The following is a 15,397-nucleotide window of genomic DNA, read 5'->3' as shown; positions in this document are numbered from 1 at the left end:
TCTCCGGGTGGTACGATTGCGCCCCGTGCTTTACGCGGCAGCCCGATGCGACGCAAGAGCCCCTGCGCAGCCCCATGTTTCTCCGGTTTTCAAATACCCTCGGGGAGCGCGAGGGGCAGCGCCCCTCGCAGGCCGAACGCCCGAAACCCGCAATCCGCGCCCCGCATCGCTCAGCCGTTCCGGTAATCCGCCGCCCGGAAGGTCTCCGCGTTCACATGGGTCTCGGCGCCGGGCACCACGTCGGTATTCTGCGCCGCGACGGCGATCCAGCCCGCATCGCGCCGCGCCAGGACGAAGCTCATCACCGTCTGCCGGTCGCCGGAGAGAGTGCCATCGGGCGCGGTCTGCCCGGACAGGGTGAACCGGCATTGCACCAGCGCATGGTCCGGCCCCAGCGCGCGCTGCCGGATCGTTCCGATTTTCAGCGTCGTCTCGGCAAAGAAGCTTTTCAGCGCATAGTCATGCGCCGCGGCGATCCGCGCGCGGTCGTGCCACCAAAGGCCCACCACGTTCACGAACTCCGCATCCTCGGCAAAAAGCGTGCCTATGGCGGCGCCGTCGCGGCTGTGCCAGGCCGCGGCAAAGGCCTGCGGAAACGCGTCCGGTGTCGCCGGCAGGCTCAATAGGGGTGCGCCCGGCCGTCCCAGGTCTCGAAACAGCCGGTGCTGTCGAGGCTCAGCGTGTCGATGCGCTGAACAAGACCGCGTGCCGCCTCTTCGGCGGACAGATCGGCCGACCCGCCGCCCATGTCGGTGCGGACCCAGCCGGGATGGTAGATGCCCACCGCGATGCCCAGCCCCTTGAGATCGGCGGCAAGGTTGCGGCCCAGGTTCAGCGCCGCCGCCTTCGAGGCGCGGTAGATATAGCTGCCGCCCGGCGCGCGTTCGGACGACGCCATCTGCGAAGAAATGATCGCGATCTTCGGCGTCTCGGCGCGCTGCAACCCGGCCAGCATGTACTGCACCGTCAGGAACACGCCGGTGACGTTCACGGCAAAGGCGTCGGCCCACATCTGCGGCGGGTAGCCGTCGGCCAGCGACTGGCCCTTGTCGGCGTAGACGCCGGCATTGCAGATCAGCGTGTCCAGCACCTCGCCCTCGAGCTGGCCGGCCAGCGCCGCGTGAGACTGCGGGTCGGTCACGTCGAGCGGCAGGTAGTCGGCCCCGTGCCGGGCGGTGCCCAGCACCGTGTCGCCGCGCGCGGCATAGCTGTCGTGCAGGGCGGCGCCGATGCCGCGGTTCGCGCCGGTGATCATCACGCGCATGACATGTCCTTTGCTCAGTTGCTCTTGCGTCCGGGGCGGAAAGGCAGGGGCATGACCGGCACGCCGTCGTCCAGCAGCTTTTTCGCATCGTCGGCCCGCGCCTCGCCCCAGATCGGGCGGTCGGGGCTGTCGCCCGTATGCATGCGCCGCGCTTCCTGCACGAAATCGCGGCCGACGTAATCGGCGTTGTCCTCGACCTGCTTGCGCAAGGCGCGCAGCGCCTGTTCCGCCGGAGTCCTGGGCTGGCTCAAGGGGCTTTGCGTCGCCTCGGCGCTGGAAAGACGTGGCGCCATCACCGCCTTCTCGACCTCGTCCGAACCGCACACTGCGCAGGTGATCATTCCGCTTTTATGCAGCTTGTCAAAGGCTTCCGCGGATTGAAACCAGCTGTCAAAGCGGTGATCCTGATGGCAGCGGAGGGAATAGGTGATCATGCGTTCGGTCCGAAACTTTCACTCTTTGACATAAGCGGCACCCGACCCGGTTCAAGCGCAAGGCCTAGCGGCGCTGCCCGCGCGGGTCGAAGTCCCGCAACATCTGCGCCAGGTCGGGGCTGCGCACCGCGGCGGCGGCGGTCTTTCGACGGAACCAGCGCCGCTTGCGGCGGCGCACCTCGGGGTAGTCGTCGTCGAGCCGGTCTACCTGCAGCGCAAAGACCAGTGCCAGGCAGGGCAGGCGGCGGCGGATGCCCTGCTTGGTATAGGAAAAGGCGCCGATCGGTTCGTGCCCGACCGTGCCGCAGACGCCGGCCTCTTCCCAGGCTTCGCGGGCGGCGCAGTCCGCGGGGCTCATCCCCGGTTCCGGCCAGCCCTTGGGAACGATCCAGCGCCGGGCGCGCAGGCTGGTGACCAGCAGGAGCTGCGGCTTGCCCCGGCGCAGGCGGTAGCAGAGCGCCGCATATTGCACCTGTACCTCGGGGCGCGGCGCGGGGCGCAGCGCAAAGGCGGTTTGGCTGGCCAGATCGGGACGCATCGAAGCACCGGATTCGCGACAGGGACAGGTCCACGCTACGCCAGGGTCGAAGGGCTGACCAGTCCCGTGCTAGGGCAAAAGCGCCAGCACGCGGGACATCACGCCAGAGAGGTCGGCATCCTGCCGCAGCGCCCTTTGCGCGGCCTGTCCTGCCGCCCGCTGAGCCACTGGGCTGCGCAGCGCCAGGAGAGCTTCGGCAAGGCCCTGCGCATCGGTGATTTCGCGCGCGGCCCCGGCCTCGGACAGCCGCGCAAAGGCCGCCCGGAAATTCGCCACATCCGGCCCGTGGATCAGCGCCCCGCCGAAGGCCGCGGGTTCGTAGGGCGTGTGTCCGCCCCGATCCGACAGCGTGCCGCCGATAAAGACGATGCCCGCCAGCCCGTACCAGAGCGGCATTTCGCCCAGCGTATCGGCCAGCAGCACGGTTCCGGCCTCCCCGGCGGACCGGCGGGCGACCCGCAGACCCGCCGCGTCCAGAAGGCGTGCGATCTCGGGGCCGCGCGCGGGGTGCCGCGGTGCCAGGATCAGCCGCAGTTCCGGCCAGGACCGTTGCGCGATACGGTGCGCCTCGATCACGATCTCGTCGTCGCCGGGATGCGTCGAGGCGGCGAGCCAGGTGGTTTCGCGCGGGAAGGCGGCGCGCAGTGCTGCATCCGCTGTCCGATCGGGCGGCGGGGTATAGAGCGACTTGAGGTCCAGCACCGGGCCGAGCGCGGTTGGCGAAACGCCCAGATCGCGAAACCGGTCGCGCGATCCACGGTCCTGCGCCGAAAGGAAGGCGACGCGGTCCAACACCCTGCTTGCCAGCGACGGGAGCCGCGCCCAGCCGCGGGCCGACCGCGCCGTCATGCGCCCGCCCAGAACGATCACCGGCCCCGGGCAGAGCAGCACGCGGTTGGGCCAGATCTCGGCTTCCATCGTGAGATGCGCGGCCACCTGCCAGCGCTTGAGAAAGCGCCGTACCGGCCCGCGAAGATCGAAGGGGGCCAGCTGCGCCGGCAGTCCCAGCTGCCGCGCCAGGTCGACCCCGCTGGCGCTGTTGCAGGTGACGATGATCGGGAGATCGGGTCGGGCTTTTGCCAGGGCCGCGATCACCGGGCGCGCCGAGGCCAGTTCGCCGTTCGATGCCGCGTGCAGCCAGAGGTGTGGACCGCTGCGCTCCGACGCTCCGTAGCCCAGCCGCGCCCGGAGAACCGCCCAGTCGCGCCGCAGGACAAGGCGCAGGCCTTGCCCAAGCACGAAGATCAGCAGGAGCGGGCGATAGAGCCACATCGGCAACAGGCTTTCGGAACGGAGTTTGCATCTGATTACGGATCAGAACCCGGATTCTGCAAGCAGATGACAGGGCTCTGTCGTGCCGCGCGGCGGTCGGCCGGGCGCTTTTCGACGATCAGCGAGACGAGGGCGGAAACGCTCTTGGAATCAGGTTCTTCCCTCAGGGGCTTCATGTTCCGCGTGAGCATTGAAGGAGGGGGCGACTTCGGTGGCTGGGGAAATGTTCTGGCTGTTTTGTCGGTAAAATTCCGATTTTTCTGTTCATAAATACTCTTATTATCCCAAGAAAATTGACTTTTTCCAACATTTTCGGCCGATTCCGGATAAAGGCGCTACTGTCCCAGGGTTCGCCGGATTTCGCGCTCCAGTTTCGCAAGCAGCACGTCATTGTCGAACCGCTCTTCCGCCACCTGCCGGGCTTTTGAGCCCATCGCGGAGGTGTCGGGCACCGCGAAGGCGGCAGCGATCGCGCGGGTAAAGCCCGCGGCGTCGTGTTCGTCCACCAGAAAGCCCGTCTCGCCCTCGTCGATGGCTTCCGGGATGCCGGCGTGGCGGGTCGAGACGGTGATGCAGCCGCAGGCCATCGCCTCCTGGATCGCCGTGGGCAGGCCCTCGGTATTGCCATCCGCGGCGGTGACCGAATGCTGCACGAAGAACTGCGTGCGTTGCAGGATCTCGCGCACCCGGTCATGCGGCTGCGAACCGTGGAAGGTCACGCGGTTGGCCACGCCCAGCTCTGCCGCCAGCGCCTGCGTCGGGCTCAGCAGCGGCCCGTCGCCGATGAAGTCGAGCCGCGCCTCGGGCCGCTGCGCCGTCGCCTCGGCAAAGCTGCGCAGGGTGGTCAGCGGTGCCTTCTTCTCGACGAACCGGCCGACGGCAAGGCAGCTGAGCGGGACTTTCTCCGTCGGCGCGAAGCGCCGGACATCCACCCCCGATGGGATCACATGCGCATTCCGGTGCCGCACGCCGTGCCGCGCCAGGTTGTCGAGCAGGAATTGCGAGACCGAGAACACCCCCGCGAGCCGCGGCATCAACTTGGCGTAGGCCGCCTGGATGCGCGGCGATTGCAGTGCCTTGGACGCGTCGGTGCCACGGTAGTAGGTGAAGATCGGCACGCCCACCTCGTTGGCCAGCGGCGCCAGCGCCAACGCCTGGGTGCCGAACTCTGCCAGAATGACGTCGATCCGCTGGTCGCGCAGGAAGGCGGCAAGATCGCGCTTGCCGCGGCCGAAGGGCAGGCGCGAGGTGCTGTGCCGTGCGCGGTTCCACAAAGTCCAAAACGGAAAGCTCAGAAGGTCGAGCCCGGACAGCCGTTCGCGCCGCACGAAGAGCGGTTTGCCATAGGGATCGTCGCCGTTGAACCGCCCGCAGATCACCGCGGTATCGCCGCCGAAGAGCAGGTTGATATGACGGTTGATGAAGGTTTCGCCGCTGACGTGGTAGTCGGACGTGCCGATGGCTGCGCGCATGGGGCCTCTCTGGAAGTCGGCGGATGGCGTTCGGCCTAGCAGGCGGCGTCGACTGCGGCAAGCCAGTGGGGTCCGTGCGGCCGCGCCAAGCCTTCGCCCGCTGTCATTGGTGGGCGGATATCATGGGGGCTGGCAACGGTCTGAAACGCGTGCCGTCAGGCGCTGTCCTGGTCCTCAAGCCAGATGGACAGGAAGCCTTCGTTCTGCGCGGCGGCTTCCTTTTCGTCGGCCAGGCGCCGCCGGGCGTCGGACCGGCGCCGGCGCAAGAGGTCGATCCGCTTGGCGTCGGCAAAAAGCGCCTGCAACCGGTCGCGAACCTCTGCGCTGTCGCGTTTCTGGCGCTCTGCCTGGGCATCCTTGCGGTGGATGGTTTCCGACACGTTGCGGATGAAGGCGGAAAGAACGCGCGTGCTTTCGACCGCTTCGGGATCGCCGCGTTCGTCCAACTGGGTCAGCAGGGCGCGGCGGTCAGCTTCGATCCGGGCGAGGGCGCGGTCGATGCGGGCGATGTCCGACGCGACATCCTCCATGTCGTGCCGTTTGAGCCGCGCCAGCACCGCCAGCCCGTCGGTGCGGCGCCGGGTCACTCGCCTTGCGTCCGTATGAAGAGGATCAGCCTGTCACGCATGCCCGAAAACGTGTCGGCGTCGAGAATGGAAATGCCTGCGGGCGGCACCACGTGACCGATGACGCCGTGGCGTCGCATGGAGGCGGGCGCGGCCGGTTCCACCGAAGCCTCTGCATCGACCTTCCCGGCCTCCGGCGCGTCCGGCGCGCGCGCATGGCCGGACGGAGCCATGAGGGTCAGCGCCAAGGCGGCAAGAAGGACGGGCCGCATCACGTGACGGGCAGTTCGCGCTGCGCGGATTCGACGGCTGAGAATCCGGGCTGCTTGGTCGTGGGAATATTGCCTCGGCCGAGTTCGATGCAGACGCCCGGCGGGTGACCGGCGACGATGGCGACGATGATATCGCGGATCACCGTGTACATCGCGCCGTCCTCTTCCTCGATCTGCTCCAGGCGTCCGGCAATTGGCTGGACCATGCAATAAGCCAGGAAAACGCCGAGGAAGGTTCCGACGAGGGCGCCGCCGATCATGGCGCCGAGGATCTCTGGCGGCTTGTCGATCGACGACATCGTCTTGATCACCCCGAGCACGGCCGCGACGATGCCGATGGCCGGAAGGCCGTCGGCCATGCTCTGGATGGCGCGGGCGGACACGAGCGTTTCGTGGTGGTGCTTCTTGATCTTGCGGTTTATCACGTCTTCCATCTGGAAACGGTCGTCGAACTGCATCGCCATGATGCGGAAGCTGTCGCCGATCAGGTCGGTGATGAAGTGGTCCTTCATCAGCTTCGGATAGCGCTGGAAGATCGCGCTGTTTTCCGGGTTCTCGATATGCTCGTCCATCGCGACGATGCCCTTGTTCTTGTAGAGCCGGGCAAGTTCGAACATCAGGCTGAGCAGGTCGTTGTAATCCGCCGACTTCCAGCGGGGGCCCTTCATGACGCGCACGACGCCCTTGGCCGACGATTTGATGACGGTAAAGGAATTCGCGATCACGAAGGCCCCGAGAGACGCGCCGCCGATCATCATGCCTTCGTAGGGAAGGGCGTGCAGAACGATGTCCATGTTCCCCCCCGACAACATGAAGCCGCCGAAGACCAGTCCAAAGACCATCACGAGTCCGAGCAAGAGTGTCATTGGCTCAAAAGCCTCCAAGTTGGAACTGTTCTTAGTTTATTCTTGAAAGCGATGATTTTTACAAGTATCACGTCAAGTATAAATCGGGGAAAACGATGGATAGTGGCATCCCGGACATGGAGACTGAAACGCCTTCCGCCGACGCAGAGGGTCGCGAGACGGACAGCTTTGTCTATTTCGTCGATCCCAGGGAGCTTGCCCCTCTGGTGCCGGGGTGGCCCGAAGAGCTGCGCCTTCTGATCTGCATGGATGCCGCCGGACTGTGTGAATTCGTGGTCTTCCATGAAGGCGAGGCCGAAACCATCTTCGCGCGGGTTGCGGACATCCTTGATCGTCCGGTGGGCGAATTCGCGGTCAGCCCGTATGTCGAAGGGCATCCGCAGCGCCGGCTTTTGTTCTCCGAGGAAAATGCGCTCCTCAAATCCATTCAGGAGAGCGGCAGTCTGCTGGAGTTCGCCACGGATTACCTTATCAACTACAACTTCGCGCGCGAAGAGGGGCTGGATTTCGACAAGCTCATGCGGCCCAAGCCGACGGCGGAGGAGGCGCGGGGGTTTCGGGTTACCACTGGAAAGATCCTGCCGCTGGCTTCGAGGTCCCGGCACAAGCAGCGCAAGGTCCAGCCGGGATTGCCCGAGGGTTATGCCGGTGTCGATGACGTCGCGCTTGAGGATTGCTATTACCTCGGGCTCGAGATGTGGGTCACGGGACGGCGGGTCCGGATTGCGGCCAGCGCCGAACGGCCGTTGTCGTCGGTTCCGATGCTGGCGCGGGCGCGGGAAGTCGCGTTCCGCGACGATTTTTCCTCGGTCTACCTGCCGCGCGATGTCTTGCCCAAACACTGGAAGCCGCAGGACGAGCTGGCCATAGACATTCCGGTCGAGCTGTTCCCGATCGGCTATGCGGACAATTGCGTGCGCCGTAAGGTCCAAGTCGCCGTCACACCGCGCGGCGTCTTCGTCGAATTCGGTGCGCTGGTCTCCACGGCTCTGCCGATGGTGCAACCGCAGGCCGCGATGGAGCGCGAGGTGCAATCGCCGGTGAAAAGCCGCAAGAGACCGTTTCTGCGGACGTTCTACATTCCCCTCATCGCGGTCGTCGGCCTGGGCGTGACCGGTCTGTTCAGCACGATCATCGCCCAGACCACGGGCGGGCCGGGGGCCGGTGTGGCGGTGCTTGGCGGCGCTGTGTCCGTCGGGTCGCCATGATGCAGGATCGCCGCGCTCAGCAAGAATTCGCTTTCGGAACCGCGGCGGGATGCAAAAACAAATAGAATCGTGCTAAGTATAAAGCACTGTAACCGGATTGTGTTTGGTTCTCTTTAAGCAAAGAACTCTCCTGGGTTGAAAATTTACTTGCAGAAGGCAAGATTTACTCATCAAACGAAAGCTACCTCATGTCACACCTGACGAACAAACAGCAGTTGAGCGAAACCTCGATTGCCACCATCGTGTCAGCGTTTGCAGGGCGCAACGACGTCTCCATCGACAACATCATGGCACTCTTGTCGCGTTTGCAGTCGGCGGAGTTTGACAAAGGCGGCGACGCGAAGTCGTGGTCTCAGGCCCTTCCGGCTACCGTGTTCGAGCAGAAGATGACGGCCGACACCATTTACTGTCTTTGCTGCGGCAAGGGTTTCAAGATGCTCAAGCGGCATCTCGGGGCGGAACACGGGCTGACAGAGGCGGAGTACCGCGCGATGTTCAACCTGCCGGACGATACGCCCCTCGTCGCCCCGAGCTACAGCAAGCGCAAGGCCGAATATGCCAAGCGATCCGGGTTGGGAAAGTACACCCGCGACAAGTCGGAGAAGAACGAGGAAATCTCCTGATCCGACGGTCAGCCTGTCCCAGCCACGCCCGGAGATAGTCGAGTGCCAAACAAGAAAAACGCTTTGATCATCGTCAAGCGCTCCGACGAGGGCGGCGGGCATGGCCATCACGGCGGCGGCTGGAAAGTCGCCTATGCCGACTTCATGACAGCGATGATGGCATTTTTCCTGCTGTTGTGGATTCTTGCCGCGTCGGACGAAGAGAAATTGCGCGGCTTGGCCAACTATTTCACGCCGACGATATCCGATAACGGCACATCGTCGGATGCGGCTGCGGATCTTCGGCCACTTGTGGCGGCCGGCGTCCTGACTGGTGCCGAGGCGGAGACTGGTACCGTCAAGCTGCCGAGCTTCGGTCGCGAAAATCCGATGATGGTTTTCGACAGCCGGATGCGCGACATGCCCGCCGAGGTGGTGGTGGAATATGCCGAAACGCTCGAGCCGGCCGATGCCGAGGCCGCTCAGGCAGCGAAAGAAGCCGAGGTCCGTCGCGAGCAGATCGACCGCATGGCTGCCGACATCGCAGAGCGGATCGGCGCGGACGAAAGCCTTCGCGAACTGGCCCGCAATGTCCGGCTTGAAAAGTCGGATGGCGGGCTCAAGGTCGAGGTGCTGGATCAGGACGAACGGTCCCTGTTCGCGAGGGGCAGCTCGGAGATCAGTCCCCAGGCGCGGGAACTGTTGCTGGCCATCGGCGATGTCGTGGCGGCCCAGGTGCAGCCGATGGAGATCGTCGGCCACACCGACGCCGCGACCTTTGGCGACAACAGCACGTTTTCGAATTGGGAGTTGTCCGCGGACCGGGCGAATGCCACGCGGCGGGTCCTGATGGAGGCGGGCATTGCGCCGGCCCGGTTCATGCGGGTGTCCGGCGTCGCGGATACGCAGCCGATCAATACGACCGATCTTTTCGCACCGGAGAACCGGCGCATTTCGATCGGGCTGGTCTACAAGGCCGATTAAGGTCGGGGCCGTCGATTTTCGACGTCGTCCCGGGTCGCCGGTCCGACAGGCGTGCGGTGCAGCATGTGAGCGTATCGAATTTGACGAACGCGCGCGGGTTACGCGATCAGCGGGTGCCTTGACCCAGGGCCGGGGCGCCGCTCCGAATTCCGTGGCAAATGCGCACTAAACAATCAGTTGGAGAAAAAGTTCCAAATTTTTTCAACTAAGGGTTGGAGGCGCGAATCATCTGCTCTACACTTATAGCACGAGTAGTTTCTCAAATTGCCAAGCGTCAAAAAAATAAAAACGGCTTGGACAGAGCAATGGACAGAATGTCCGAACCTGGGGCGATAAATGCAGGAAAATAATCTTATCGGGGGTATCTGGGACGGTGCCTGCCGCGTTAGTCGTGCGGAAGACGCAAGTCATTTCAATTCGTTGATCCGGGCCTTGATCCCGGTGAGGACATCCATTTTCGAGATGCGAGATTGGGGCGAAGAACCCGTCGCCGTGCCCGAGGATCACGAGCCCATCCCGGGTATCTGCCTTGGGGATATCCTCGCCGAAGAGTTGAATGCCGATGTGCCCTTTGGGTCGATCGTGGTGTTTCGCCGCGACTCCGCGCTGACCAACGTTTCGCAATCCGTCGGAGCGATCGTCGGAGAGGCGCTGCTGCGCGTCGTCGGGCGGGGAGTGTTCCCGCTGGCGGACGAGGACGGCATCCTGTTCGGGCTCGGTCTGGCCTACTACCGGGCCGCGCAATCCGAAGAACTGGTGCAGATGGGGCTGGACACGGACGCGTTCCGCGCCGGCCTCAACGGCGTTCTGTCGCGGTACTGGGCTCAGCCGGACGAGTCCAAGTGCCTGTTCACGTCGGGTGTGATGCTGAACAACCTTCCGATCACGAGCCGCGAGGGCATGCGCGGTGAACTGGCGACGCCCTCTCTCGCGGCGCTGGCGGGCTTCAGCCCGGCCGCGACGCTGAACCAATGGACCTTGAACCTCAAGTCGATGATCGGCGAACTCTCGGCCTGCGTCGCGCGGCCCGCGCAATGCGGCAACGTGGGAATGGCGTGACCGGATATCCGACAGGGCGATAGCTGGATCGCGGAGAACGCAAGATGATATCGAATTGGTTTTCCGCGGCGCCGGTTCTGGCTTCCTTTTCCGAAGGCACGGCGAAATCGGGCGGCCTGTCCGGTTTCGCGCAGCTCGTACAGGGTGCGACGGCACAGGATGCGTCCAATCCGATCCGGTTCTCCGGGACGCCAAAGCCCGATCCGGCCCCCGCCGCGTCGGGTGGAGAAACCATCGACACTGACACGCCCGAAGGGGTGATGGCGCTGCTGGGACAAACCCTCGCGGAACTGGAGGCCTCTGGCGCGCCCTTGACGCGGAAGCTGGTCCTGTCTGCCTTTGCCGATGCCATGGGGGAACCGCCGGTCGCCACCTTGTCAGAGCTCGGCCCGGTCGCGGGTTTGGACGGCGAGGTGGTGGCCGCGCTTGAACGACAGATCGAAACCGCATTGCTCCCGACCTCTGCGGACGCGCGGGCCGATATCAATTCCGCGGTCTCTTCGACTGCGACCGGCGCCCCGGTCACGCGAACCGGCTCCGGACCGCCGTCCAGAGATGCCAAGCCGACGACCCTGTCCGCCCTGGCGCCCCCCGCGTCCGGGCCGCTGGCGTCAGACGCCGGTGCGTCCGCGAGGGGCGGATCGGGCCAGAATGACGCGCTGGCCGGCATGCTTCCGCCGCAGGGCGAGACGGGAACCGGGAAGACCGCCCCGTCGGGCGCCACATTCGCCATGGTCATGGAGGCCTCCGGTGCCTCGGGCGAGGCGGCGACCCCGGCCGAGGCAATTCCGGAGGAGGCGGCCCGTCTGACGGGCGTGCAGACGACCCCGGACCACCCGCGTCTCGCGACGGCACAGACCGCTGCGCATGCCCATGCCGCAACGCCTGACCAGCAGCTGCGCCAGCATGTCGGACGACAGATCCGGTCTTTGGACATCAGCGATGCAAAGCTGCGCTTTTCGCTGACGCCCTACGGCATGGGCGAAGTCGAGATCGAGATCACCCGCGCCGAAAGCGGGCGTTTCCAGATCGTCATGACCACCGAAAATGCATCGGTCCTGAACACGCTCCGCCAGGATCGGGATCAGCTTCTGGACGCGCTGCAATCCCGCGGCATCGCGGCGGACACCGCGGACCTGGATTTCCAGACATTCGACGAACGCGGACGGCAGCAACGGCCGCAGCCCGACACCGGCCCGATGCCGGACCTTGCGGAGCACCCCGAGGCGGCGGTCGAGCCTGTACAGGTTCTTCGCCACACGGGCAGTCCCGGACATCTCGATATCCTGACCTGAAAGGTGAGACCATGATCGACGCGAATATCGCCAGCGGAGCGGCGGCGGCCAACAAACCTTCTGCGGCGACGAATTCCGCTGCCGAACTGCAGGACAACTACAACAGCTTTCTCAAACTGCTCACGGCGCAAATCTCGAACCAGGATCCGCTGAAACCGGTGGACTCCACGCAATTCGTGTCGCAGCTGGCCCAACTGACCCAGGTCGAGCAAAGCATCTCGACCAATGCCAACCTGGAATCGATCCGCGGGATGCTGTCCTCGGTCGGCGCCATGTCGGACCTTCAGCTCATCGGCCGCGACGTGCTGGTCCCCTCCGGCCAGGTGCGGCTCACGGAGGACGATTTTCCGCTGAGCTACCAGGTCGAGGCCGGGGCGAGCGACGTGCGGGTGCGCATCTATTCGCGGGACGGTACGCTGGTCCGGGAACTGGACGGCCCTTCGACAACGGAAGGCGAGGTCATCGACGTGGCCTGGGACAGGCGCGATCTGAACGGTTTGCCGGTCGTGCCGCCCCATACCTTCAAGGTCGAAATCCTGGCGAGCGACGAGCGCGGCGAACCCGTCGGGGTCACGACCCTGACCAGGGCGTCGGTCGAGCGGGTGAACTTTACCGCACAGGGCCCCGAGCTCGAGCTGGACAACGGTGAAAAGGTTCTGTCGCAGGCGATCCGTTCGGTCCTCTGACGCGGCACGGCATCAGAGCCGTGCCAGGTCCTGCTTGTAGAGCGATACGAACATGACGTCGTCGATGCCGGCGTGTTCCTTGCTGAGCAGATCCCGGATCAGGGCGGCCAGCGCGTCGCTGTCGATGGCAACGCCGCGCAGGACGTTGCTCTCCGCGGCCAGGCTCATGGCCGACAGAAGCGAGTCGCGGATCCGGGTCGCCTCCTCGACGCGCTTGTAGCGCTCCGCCAGTTCGAAACTTTCGACTTTCAGAGCGAAATCGGCGACCACGTACGAGACGCTGTTGGTCTTTTCGACGGGAATGGTCATCTTGCCCACGCGGACGATGGTGCGGTCCTCGGCGAGTTGGTGGGCGTCCATCTTCTCGATGGCCCCGTCGGCATGGGCGCCGGCGGTTTCCGTCCCGGTCTCGGCTGCGAGCGCGGTGCCGTCTTCCGCGGCATTGGGCGCCGTATCCGTCGCGTCCGATGCCACGACATCGTTTTCCACGGCGGGCGCCAGCAGCACGGCCCCTGACGCGTAACCGACACCCAAGCACACCAATGGCAATACCAAGACAGCAATGCGGACCTTGTTCATACCCGACCTTTCTGAAGCTTCGGGCTTGAGTACAGGTCGATTGCGACGATCTTCGTGCGATGCTGTGGCGATTGATGGAATTAATAGGGCAGGATCACGTCCATCGCATCTTCGCCGTAGCTGCGTTCCTGTGTGCGGGACAGGGTGCCGCGGCCGCCATAGGCGATACGGGCCTCGGCGATCTTCTCGTAGGAAATCGTGTTGTCGTTGCGGATGTCCGCCGGGCGGACGATGCCGGCCATCCGCAGTTCCCGCAGCTCGTGGTTCACCTTGATTTCCTGCCGGCCGGCGACGACCAGAGTGCCGTTCGGAAGCTTGTCGATCACCAGGGCGGCCACCTTGAGGTCGATCTGCTCGTTGCGGTTGATCGCCCCCGATCCGCTGGCGGCAGTCTGCGAGGAAATGTCGACGATATCCCCGGTGGGCAGATCCTCGCGGCTGATGCCGGGCAGGATCGCGGCAATCTTGGAGCCATAGCCGAAGAAGGTCGGGAAGCCTATGGAGCCGCCGCCTTCGCGCTGGCGGTCCGTCGAGTTGTTCAGCCGCGCGCGGTCGTCGATCGAGATGATGACCGTGAGGATGTCACCGATGTCATCGGCGCGCTGATCGGCAAAAAGCGGTTCGTTGCGGGCCGAAAACAGCGACGCACGGGCGCTGCCCTGGCGCGGCGCCTCCATCACCACGGGCGGCATGGGAACCTGGACGCGGGCGACTTCGGGAATGGTGCCGCCGTTGACCACGAGGTCCGAGGTCCGGGGCTCGCGGTCGAAGGTCCGCGACACGTCACAGCCGGTGAGGGCGAGCACGGAACCTAGAAACAGGAAAGGGATGCGGCGGTGGCGCGCTGTCATCGAAGGACCTCCACGGTTCCGTTGCCGGTGGCGACCGCGGTCACCGTCTTGTTGCTGACCAGGTTCACGATCCGGACTTCCTGACCCATATGCGCATCGCTGAGCGCGCGGCCCGGAGAGGTCAGGGCCAGAAGCCCGTCGTTGAAGAAGATGTCCACTCGATCGCCGCGGTCGATGACCAGCGGCTCGATGATGGATTGCGATTGGATGGGCCGGCCGGACGACAGCATCCGACGTACCTGCTTTCCGACGACCTGCTGCGGATCGGTGACGACATAGTTGCCCACCCGCCCCATGGGCAGATAGGCGACCGCAAGGTCCGTCTCGGTGACGATCTCTTCGGGCAGGAGCCGCCGGGCCGGCACCGGCACCGGCACGGTCACGAGCGCGAGCCCGCCGATCCGCTGCACGTCGCCCGTGCTCAGCACGGCGTTGGCCAGGAACCGGCCGGTCTGGGGATCCATCCAGAATTCCGCCAGGGTCACGACGTCCCCCGACAGGCTGTCCTTGACGGTGATGTCGAAGACGCCGGTGTCCGGCAGCGCGTCGCCGTAGTCCGTGCGCGCGCGTTCCTCGATCAGGACGTCGAGCCTGTCGCAAAGCGCGGGGGACGCCCAGGCCAGCAGGGCGGCAAGCGTTACGCCGAGACGCCGCATCATCGGATCTGGTTGGCCGCGGTCAGCATCTGATCCGCGGTCTCGATGGATTTGGAGTTCATCTCGTAGGCGCGCTGCGCCGAGATCAGGTCGGTGATCTGCTGGATGACATTGACGTTGGACGCCTCGAGATAGCCCTGCCGGATCAGTCCGACGCCGGGATCGCCCGGGTTGACCACCTGTGCGTCGCCGGAAGCTTCGGTGGCAAGGAGGAAGTTGTTGCCGACCGGGCGCATGCCGGGTTCGTTGATGAAGGTGGACATGGTCAACCGGCCCAGCTCCACGGGGACGGTGTCGTTCGCCACATAGGCCATGACGACGCCCTGTTCGTTGATGTCGACCGAGGTCGTGTTCTCGGGGACAACGAGGCCCGGATCGATGCGGTAGCCCTGCATCGTGACAATCTCGCCTTCCGCCGACAGCTGGAACGACCCGTCGCGGGTATAGGCCTGGCTGCCGTCGGGCATGAGCACCGAAAAGTACCCGCGCCCGTCGATCGCCACGTTCAGAGAGTTCTCTGTCGCCAGCATGCCGCCTTGCGTGTTCAGCCGCACGGTGCCCGCGGTCTGCACCCCGAGGCCGATGTCGATGCCGACCGGCCGGGCGGTTCCGGCCTCGGAGGTCAGCGCGCCTTCGCGCTGCATCGACTGGTAGATCAGGTCCTGGAACGCCGCACGGCTGGATTTGAAGCCCGTGGTGTTGGCGTTCGCGATGTTGTTCGAGATCACGTTCACATTGGTTTGCTGGGCCATCATGCCCGTGGCGGCGATGCTGAGTGCTTTCATGGGTTCAA

Annotated in this window: 19 protein-coding genes; 6 read left to right on the top strand and 13 right to left on the bottom strand. The window is 65.0% G+C overall.

Annotation, left to right across the window (positions count from 1 at the left end; all coding sequences use genetic code 11):
* Nucleotides 1-170: 170 nt before the first annotated feature.
* From DU478_RS14870 to motA, 9 genes are all read right to left on the bottom strand, one after another.
* On the bottom strand, nt 171-623 hold the full coding sequence (locus DU478_RS14870) for an SgcJ/EcaC family oxidoreductase (RefSeq protein ID WP_114511760.1): 453 nt from the start codon (nt 621-623) through the stop codon (nt 171-173).
* Nucleotides 620-1,264, bottom strand: coding sequence for an SDR family NAD(P)-dependent oxidoreductase (locus DU478_RS14865; protein WP_114511759.1), 645 nt, complete (start codon nt 1,262-1,264; stop codon nt 620-622). Before DU478_RS14865 ends, DU478_RS14870 begins: the two co-directional genes overlap by 4 nt.
* A 14-nt stretch (nt 1,265-1,278) precedes the next feature.
* On the bottom strand, nt 1,279-1,698 hold the full coding sequence (locus tag DU478_RS14860; protein WP_114511758.1) for a DUF1178 family protein: 420 nt from the start codon (nt 1,696-1,698) through the stop codon (nt 1,279-1,281).
* A gap of 64 nt (nt 1,699-1,762) precedes the next feature.
* Entirely contained in the window at nt 1,763-2,236 is a 474-nt protein-coding gene (locus tag DU478_RS14855) for an NUDIX hydrolase (protein ID WP_114511757.1), read from the bottom strand.
* A 69-nt stretch (nt 2,237-2,305) separates the two neighbouring features.
* Nucleotides 2,306-3,508 (bottom strand): 3-deoxy-D-manno-octulosonic acid transferase, encoded by a 1,203-nt coding sequence (locus tag DU478_RS14850; protein WP_114511756.1) that lies wholly within the window; start codon nt 3,506-3,508, stop codon nt 2,306-2,308.
* Between the two features lie 335 nt (nt 3,509-3,843).
* Nucleotides 3,844-4,980 carry a glycosyltransferase gene (locus DU478_RS14845; RefSeq protein WP_114511755.1) on the bottom strand — a complete coding sequence of 379 codons (1,137 nt, stop codon included), beginning with the start codon at nt 4,978-4,980 and terminating at the stop codon, nt 3,844-3,846.
* 155 nt (nt 4,981-5,135) lie between these two features.
* Complete coding sequence (locus DU478_RS14840) at nt 5,136-5,567, bottom strand: hypothetical protein (RefSeq protein WP_114511754.1); 432 nt, start codon at nt 5,565-5,567, stop codon at nt 5,136-5,138.
* Entirely contained in the window at nt 5,564-5,821 is a 258-nt protein-coding gene (locus tag DU478_RS14835; RefSeq protein WP_147276360.1) for a hypothetical protein, read from the bottom strand. The genes DU478_RS14840 and DU478_RS14835 overlap by 4 nt, the downstream gene beginning before the upstream one ends.
* Nucleotides 5,818-6,684, bottom strand: a complete 867-nt coding sequence (motA, locus tag DU478_RS14830) for a flagellar motor stator protein MotA (RefSeq protein ID WP_114511752.1) — start codon at nt 6,682-6,684, stop codon at nt 5,818-5,820. The genes DU478_RS14835 and motA overlap by 4 nt, the downstream gene beginning before the upstream one ends.
* Nucleotides 6,685-6,779: 95 nt before the next feature.
* Here motA and DU478_RS14825 point away from each other — a divergent pair, with 95 nt between their 5' ends.
* The 6 genes from DU478_RS14825 (at nt 6,780) to DU478_RS14800 (ending at nt 12,518) form a co-directional block, all read left to right on the top strand.
* Nucleotides 6,780-7,892, top strand: a complete 1,113-nt coding sequence (locus DU478_RS14825; RefSeq protein ID WP_147276359.1) for a hypothetical protein — start codon at nt 6,780-6,782, stop codon at nt 7,890-7,892.
* Between the two features lie 188 nt (nt 7,893-8,080).
* Entirely contained in the window at nt 8,081-8,515 is a 435-nt protein-coding gene (locus DU478_RS14820) for a MucR family transcriptional regulator (RefSeq protein ID WP_114511750.1), read from the top strand.
* A 42-nt stretch (nt 8,516-8,557) separates the two neighbouring features.
* Nucleotides 8,558-9,478 (top strand): flagellar motor protein MotB, encoded by a 921-nt coding sequence (locus DU478_RS14815; RefSeq protein WP_233501317.1) that lies wholly within the window; start codon nt 8,558-8,560, stop codon nt 9,476-9,478.
* 441 nt (nt 9,479-9,919) lie between these two features.
* The gene (locus tag DU478_RS14810; protein ID WP_147276358.1) at nt 9,920-10,537 is read left to right on the top strand and encodes a hypothetical protein; all 618 of its coding nucleotides are present in this window, start codon (nt 9,920-9,922) and stop codon (nt 10,535-10,537) included.
* A gap of 44 nt (nt 10,538-10,581) precedes the next feature.
* Entirely contained in the window at nt 10,582-11,832 is a 1,251-nt protein-coding gene (locus DU478_RS14805) for a flagellar hook-length control protein FliK (RefSeq protein WP_114511748.1), read from the top strand.
* Nucleotides 11,833-11,843: 11 nt separating this feature from the next.
* Entirely contained in the window at nt 11,844-12,518 is a 675-nt protein-coding gene (locus tag DU478_RS14800) for a flagellar hook assembly protein FlgD (protein ID WP_114511747.1), read from the top strand.
* 12 nt (nt 12,519-12,530) lie between these two features.
* Here the strand turns inward: DU478_RS14800 and DU478_RS14795 are convergent, their stop codons facing one another.
* The 4 genes from DU478_RS14795 to flgG all read right to left on the bottom strand — a co-directional run bounded on the left by DU478_RS14795 (nt 12,531) and on the right by flgG (nt 15,389).
* Nucleotides 12,531-13,007, bottom strand: a complete 477-nt coding sequence (locus DU478_RS14795; protein WP_147276357.1) for a hypothetical protein — start codon at nt 13,005-13,007, stop codon at nt 12,531-12,533.
* A gap of 170 nt (nt 13,008-13,177) precedes the next feature.
* Nucleotides 13,178-13,948 (bottom strand): flagellar basal body L-ring protein FlgH, encoded by a 771-nt coding sequence (locus DU478_RS14790; RefSeq protein WP_114511745.1) that lies wholly within the window; start codon nt 13,946-13,948, stop codon nt 13,178-13,180.
* Nucleotides 13,945-14,607 (bottom strand): flagellar basal body P-ring formation chaperone FlgA, encoded by a 663-nt coding sequence (gene flgA / locus DU478_RS14785; RefSeq protein WP_233501312.1) that lies wholly within the window; start codon nt 14,605-14,607, stop codon nt 13,945-13,947. The genes DU478_RS14790 and flgA overlap by 4 nt, the downstream gene beginning before the upstream one ends.
* On the bottom strand, nt 14,604-15,389 hold the full coding sequence (gene flgG / locus DU478_RS14780; protein WP_114511743.1) for a flagellar basal-body rod protein FlgG: 786 nt from the start codon (nt 15,387-15,389) through the stop codon (nt 14,604-14,606). Before flgG ends, flgA begins: the two co-directional genes overlap by 4 nt.
* Between the last annotated feature and the right edge of the window lie 8 nt (nt 15,390-15,397).

Source organism: Thalassococcus profundi (assembly GCF_003344785.1).
Lineage (GTDB): Bacteria > Pseudomonadota > Alphaproteobacteria > Rhodobacterales > Rhodobacteraceae > Puniceibacterium > Puniceibacterium profundi.
Note: the sequence above shows the minus strand (reverse complement) of the source record. Positions and strands in the feature narration are given on the sequence as shown.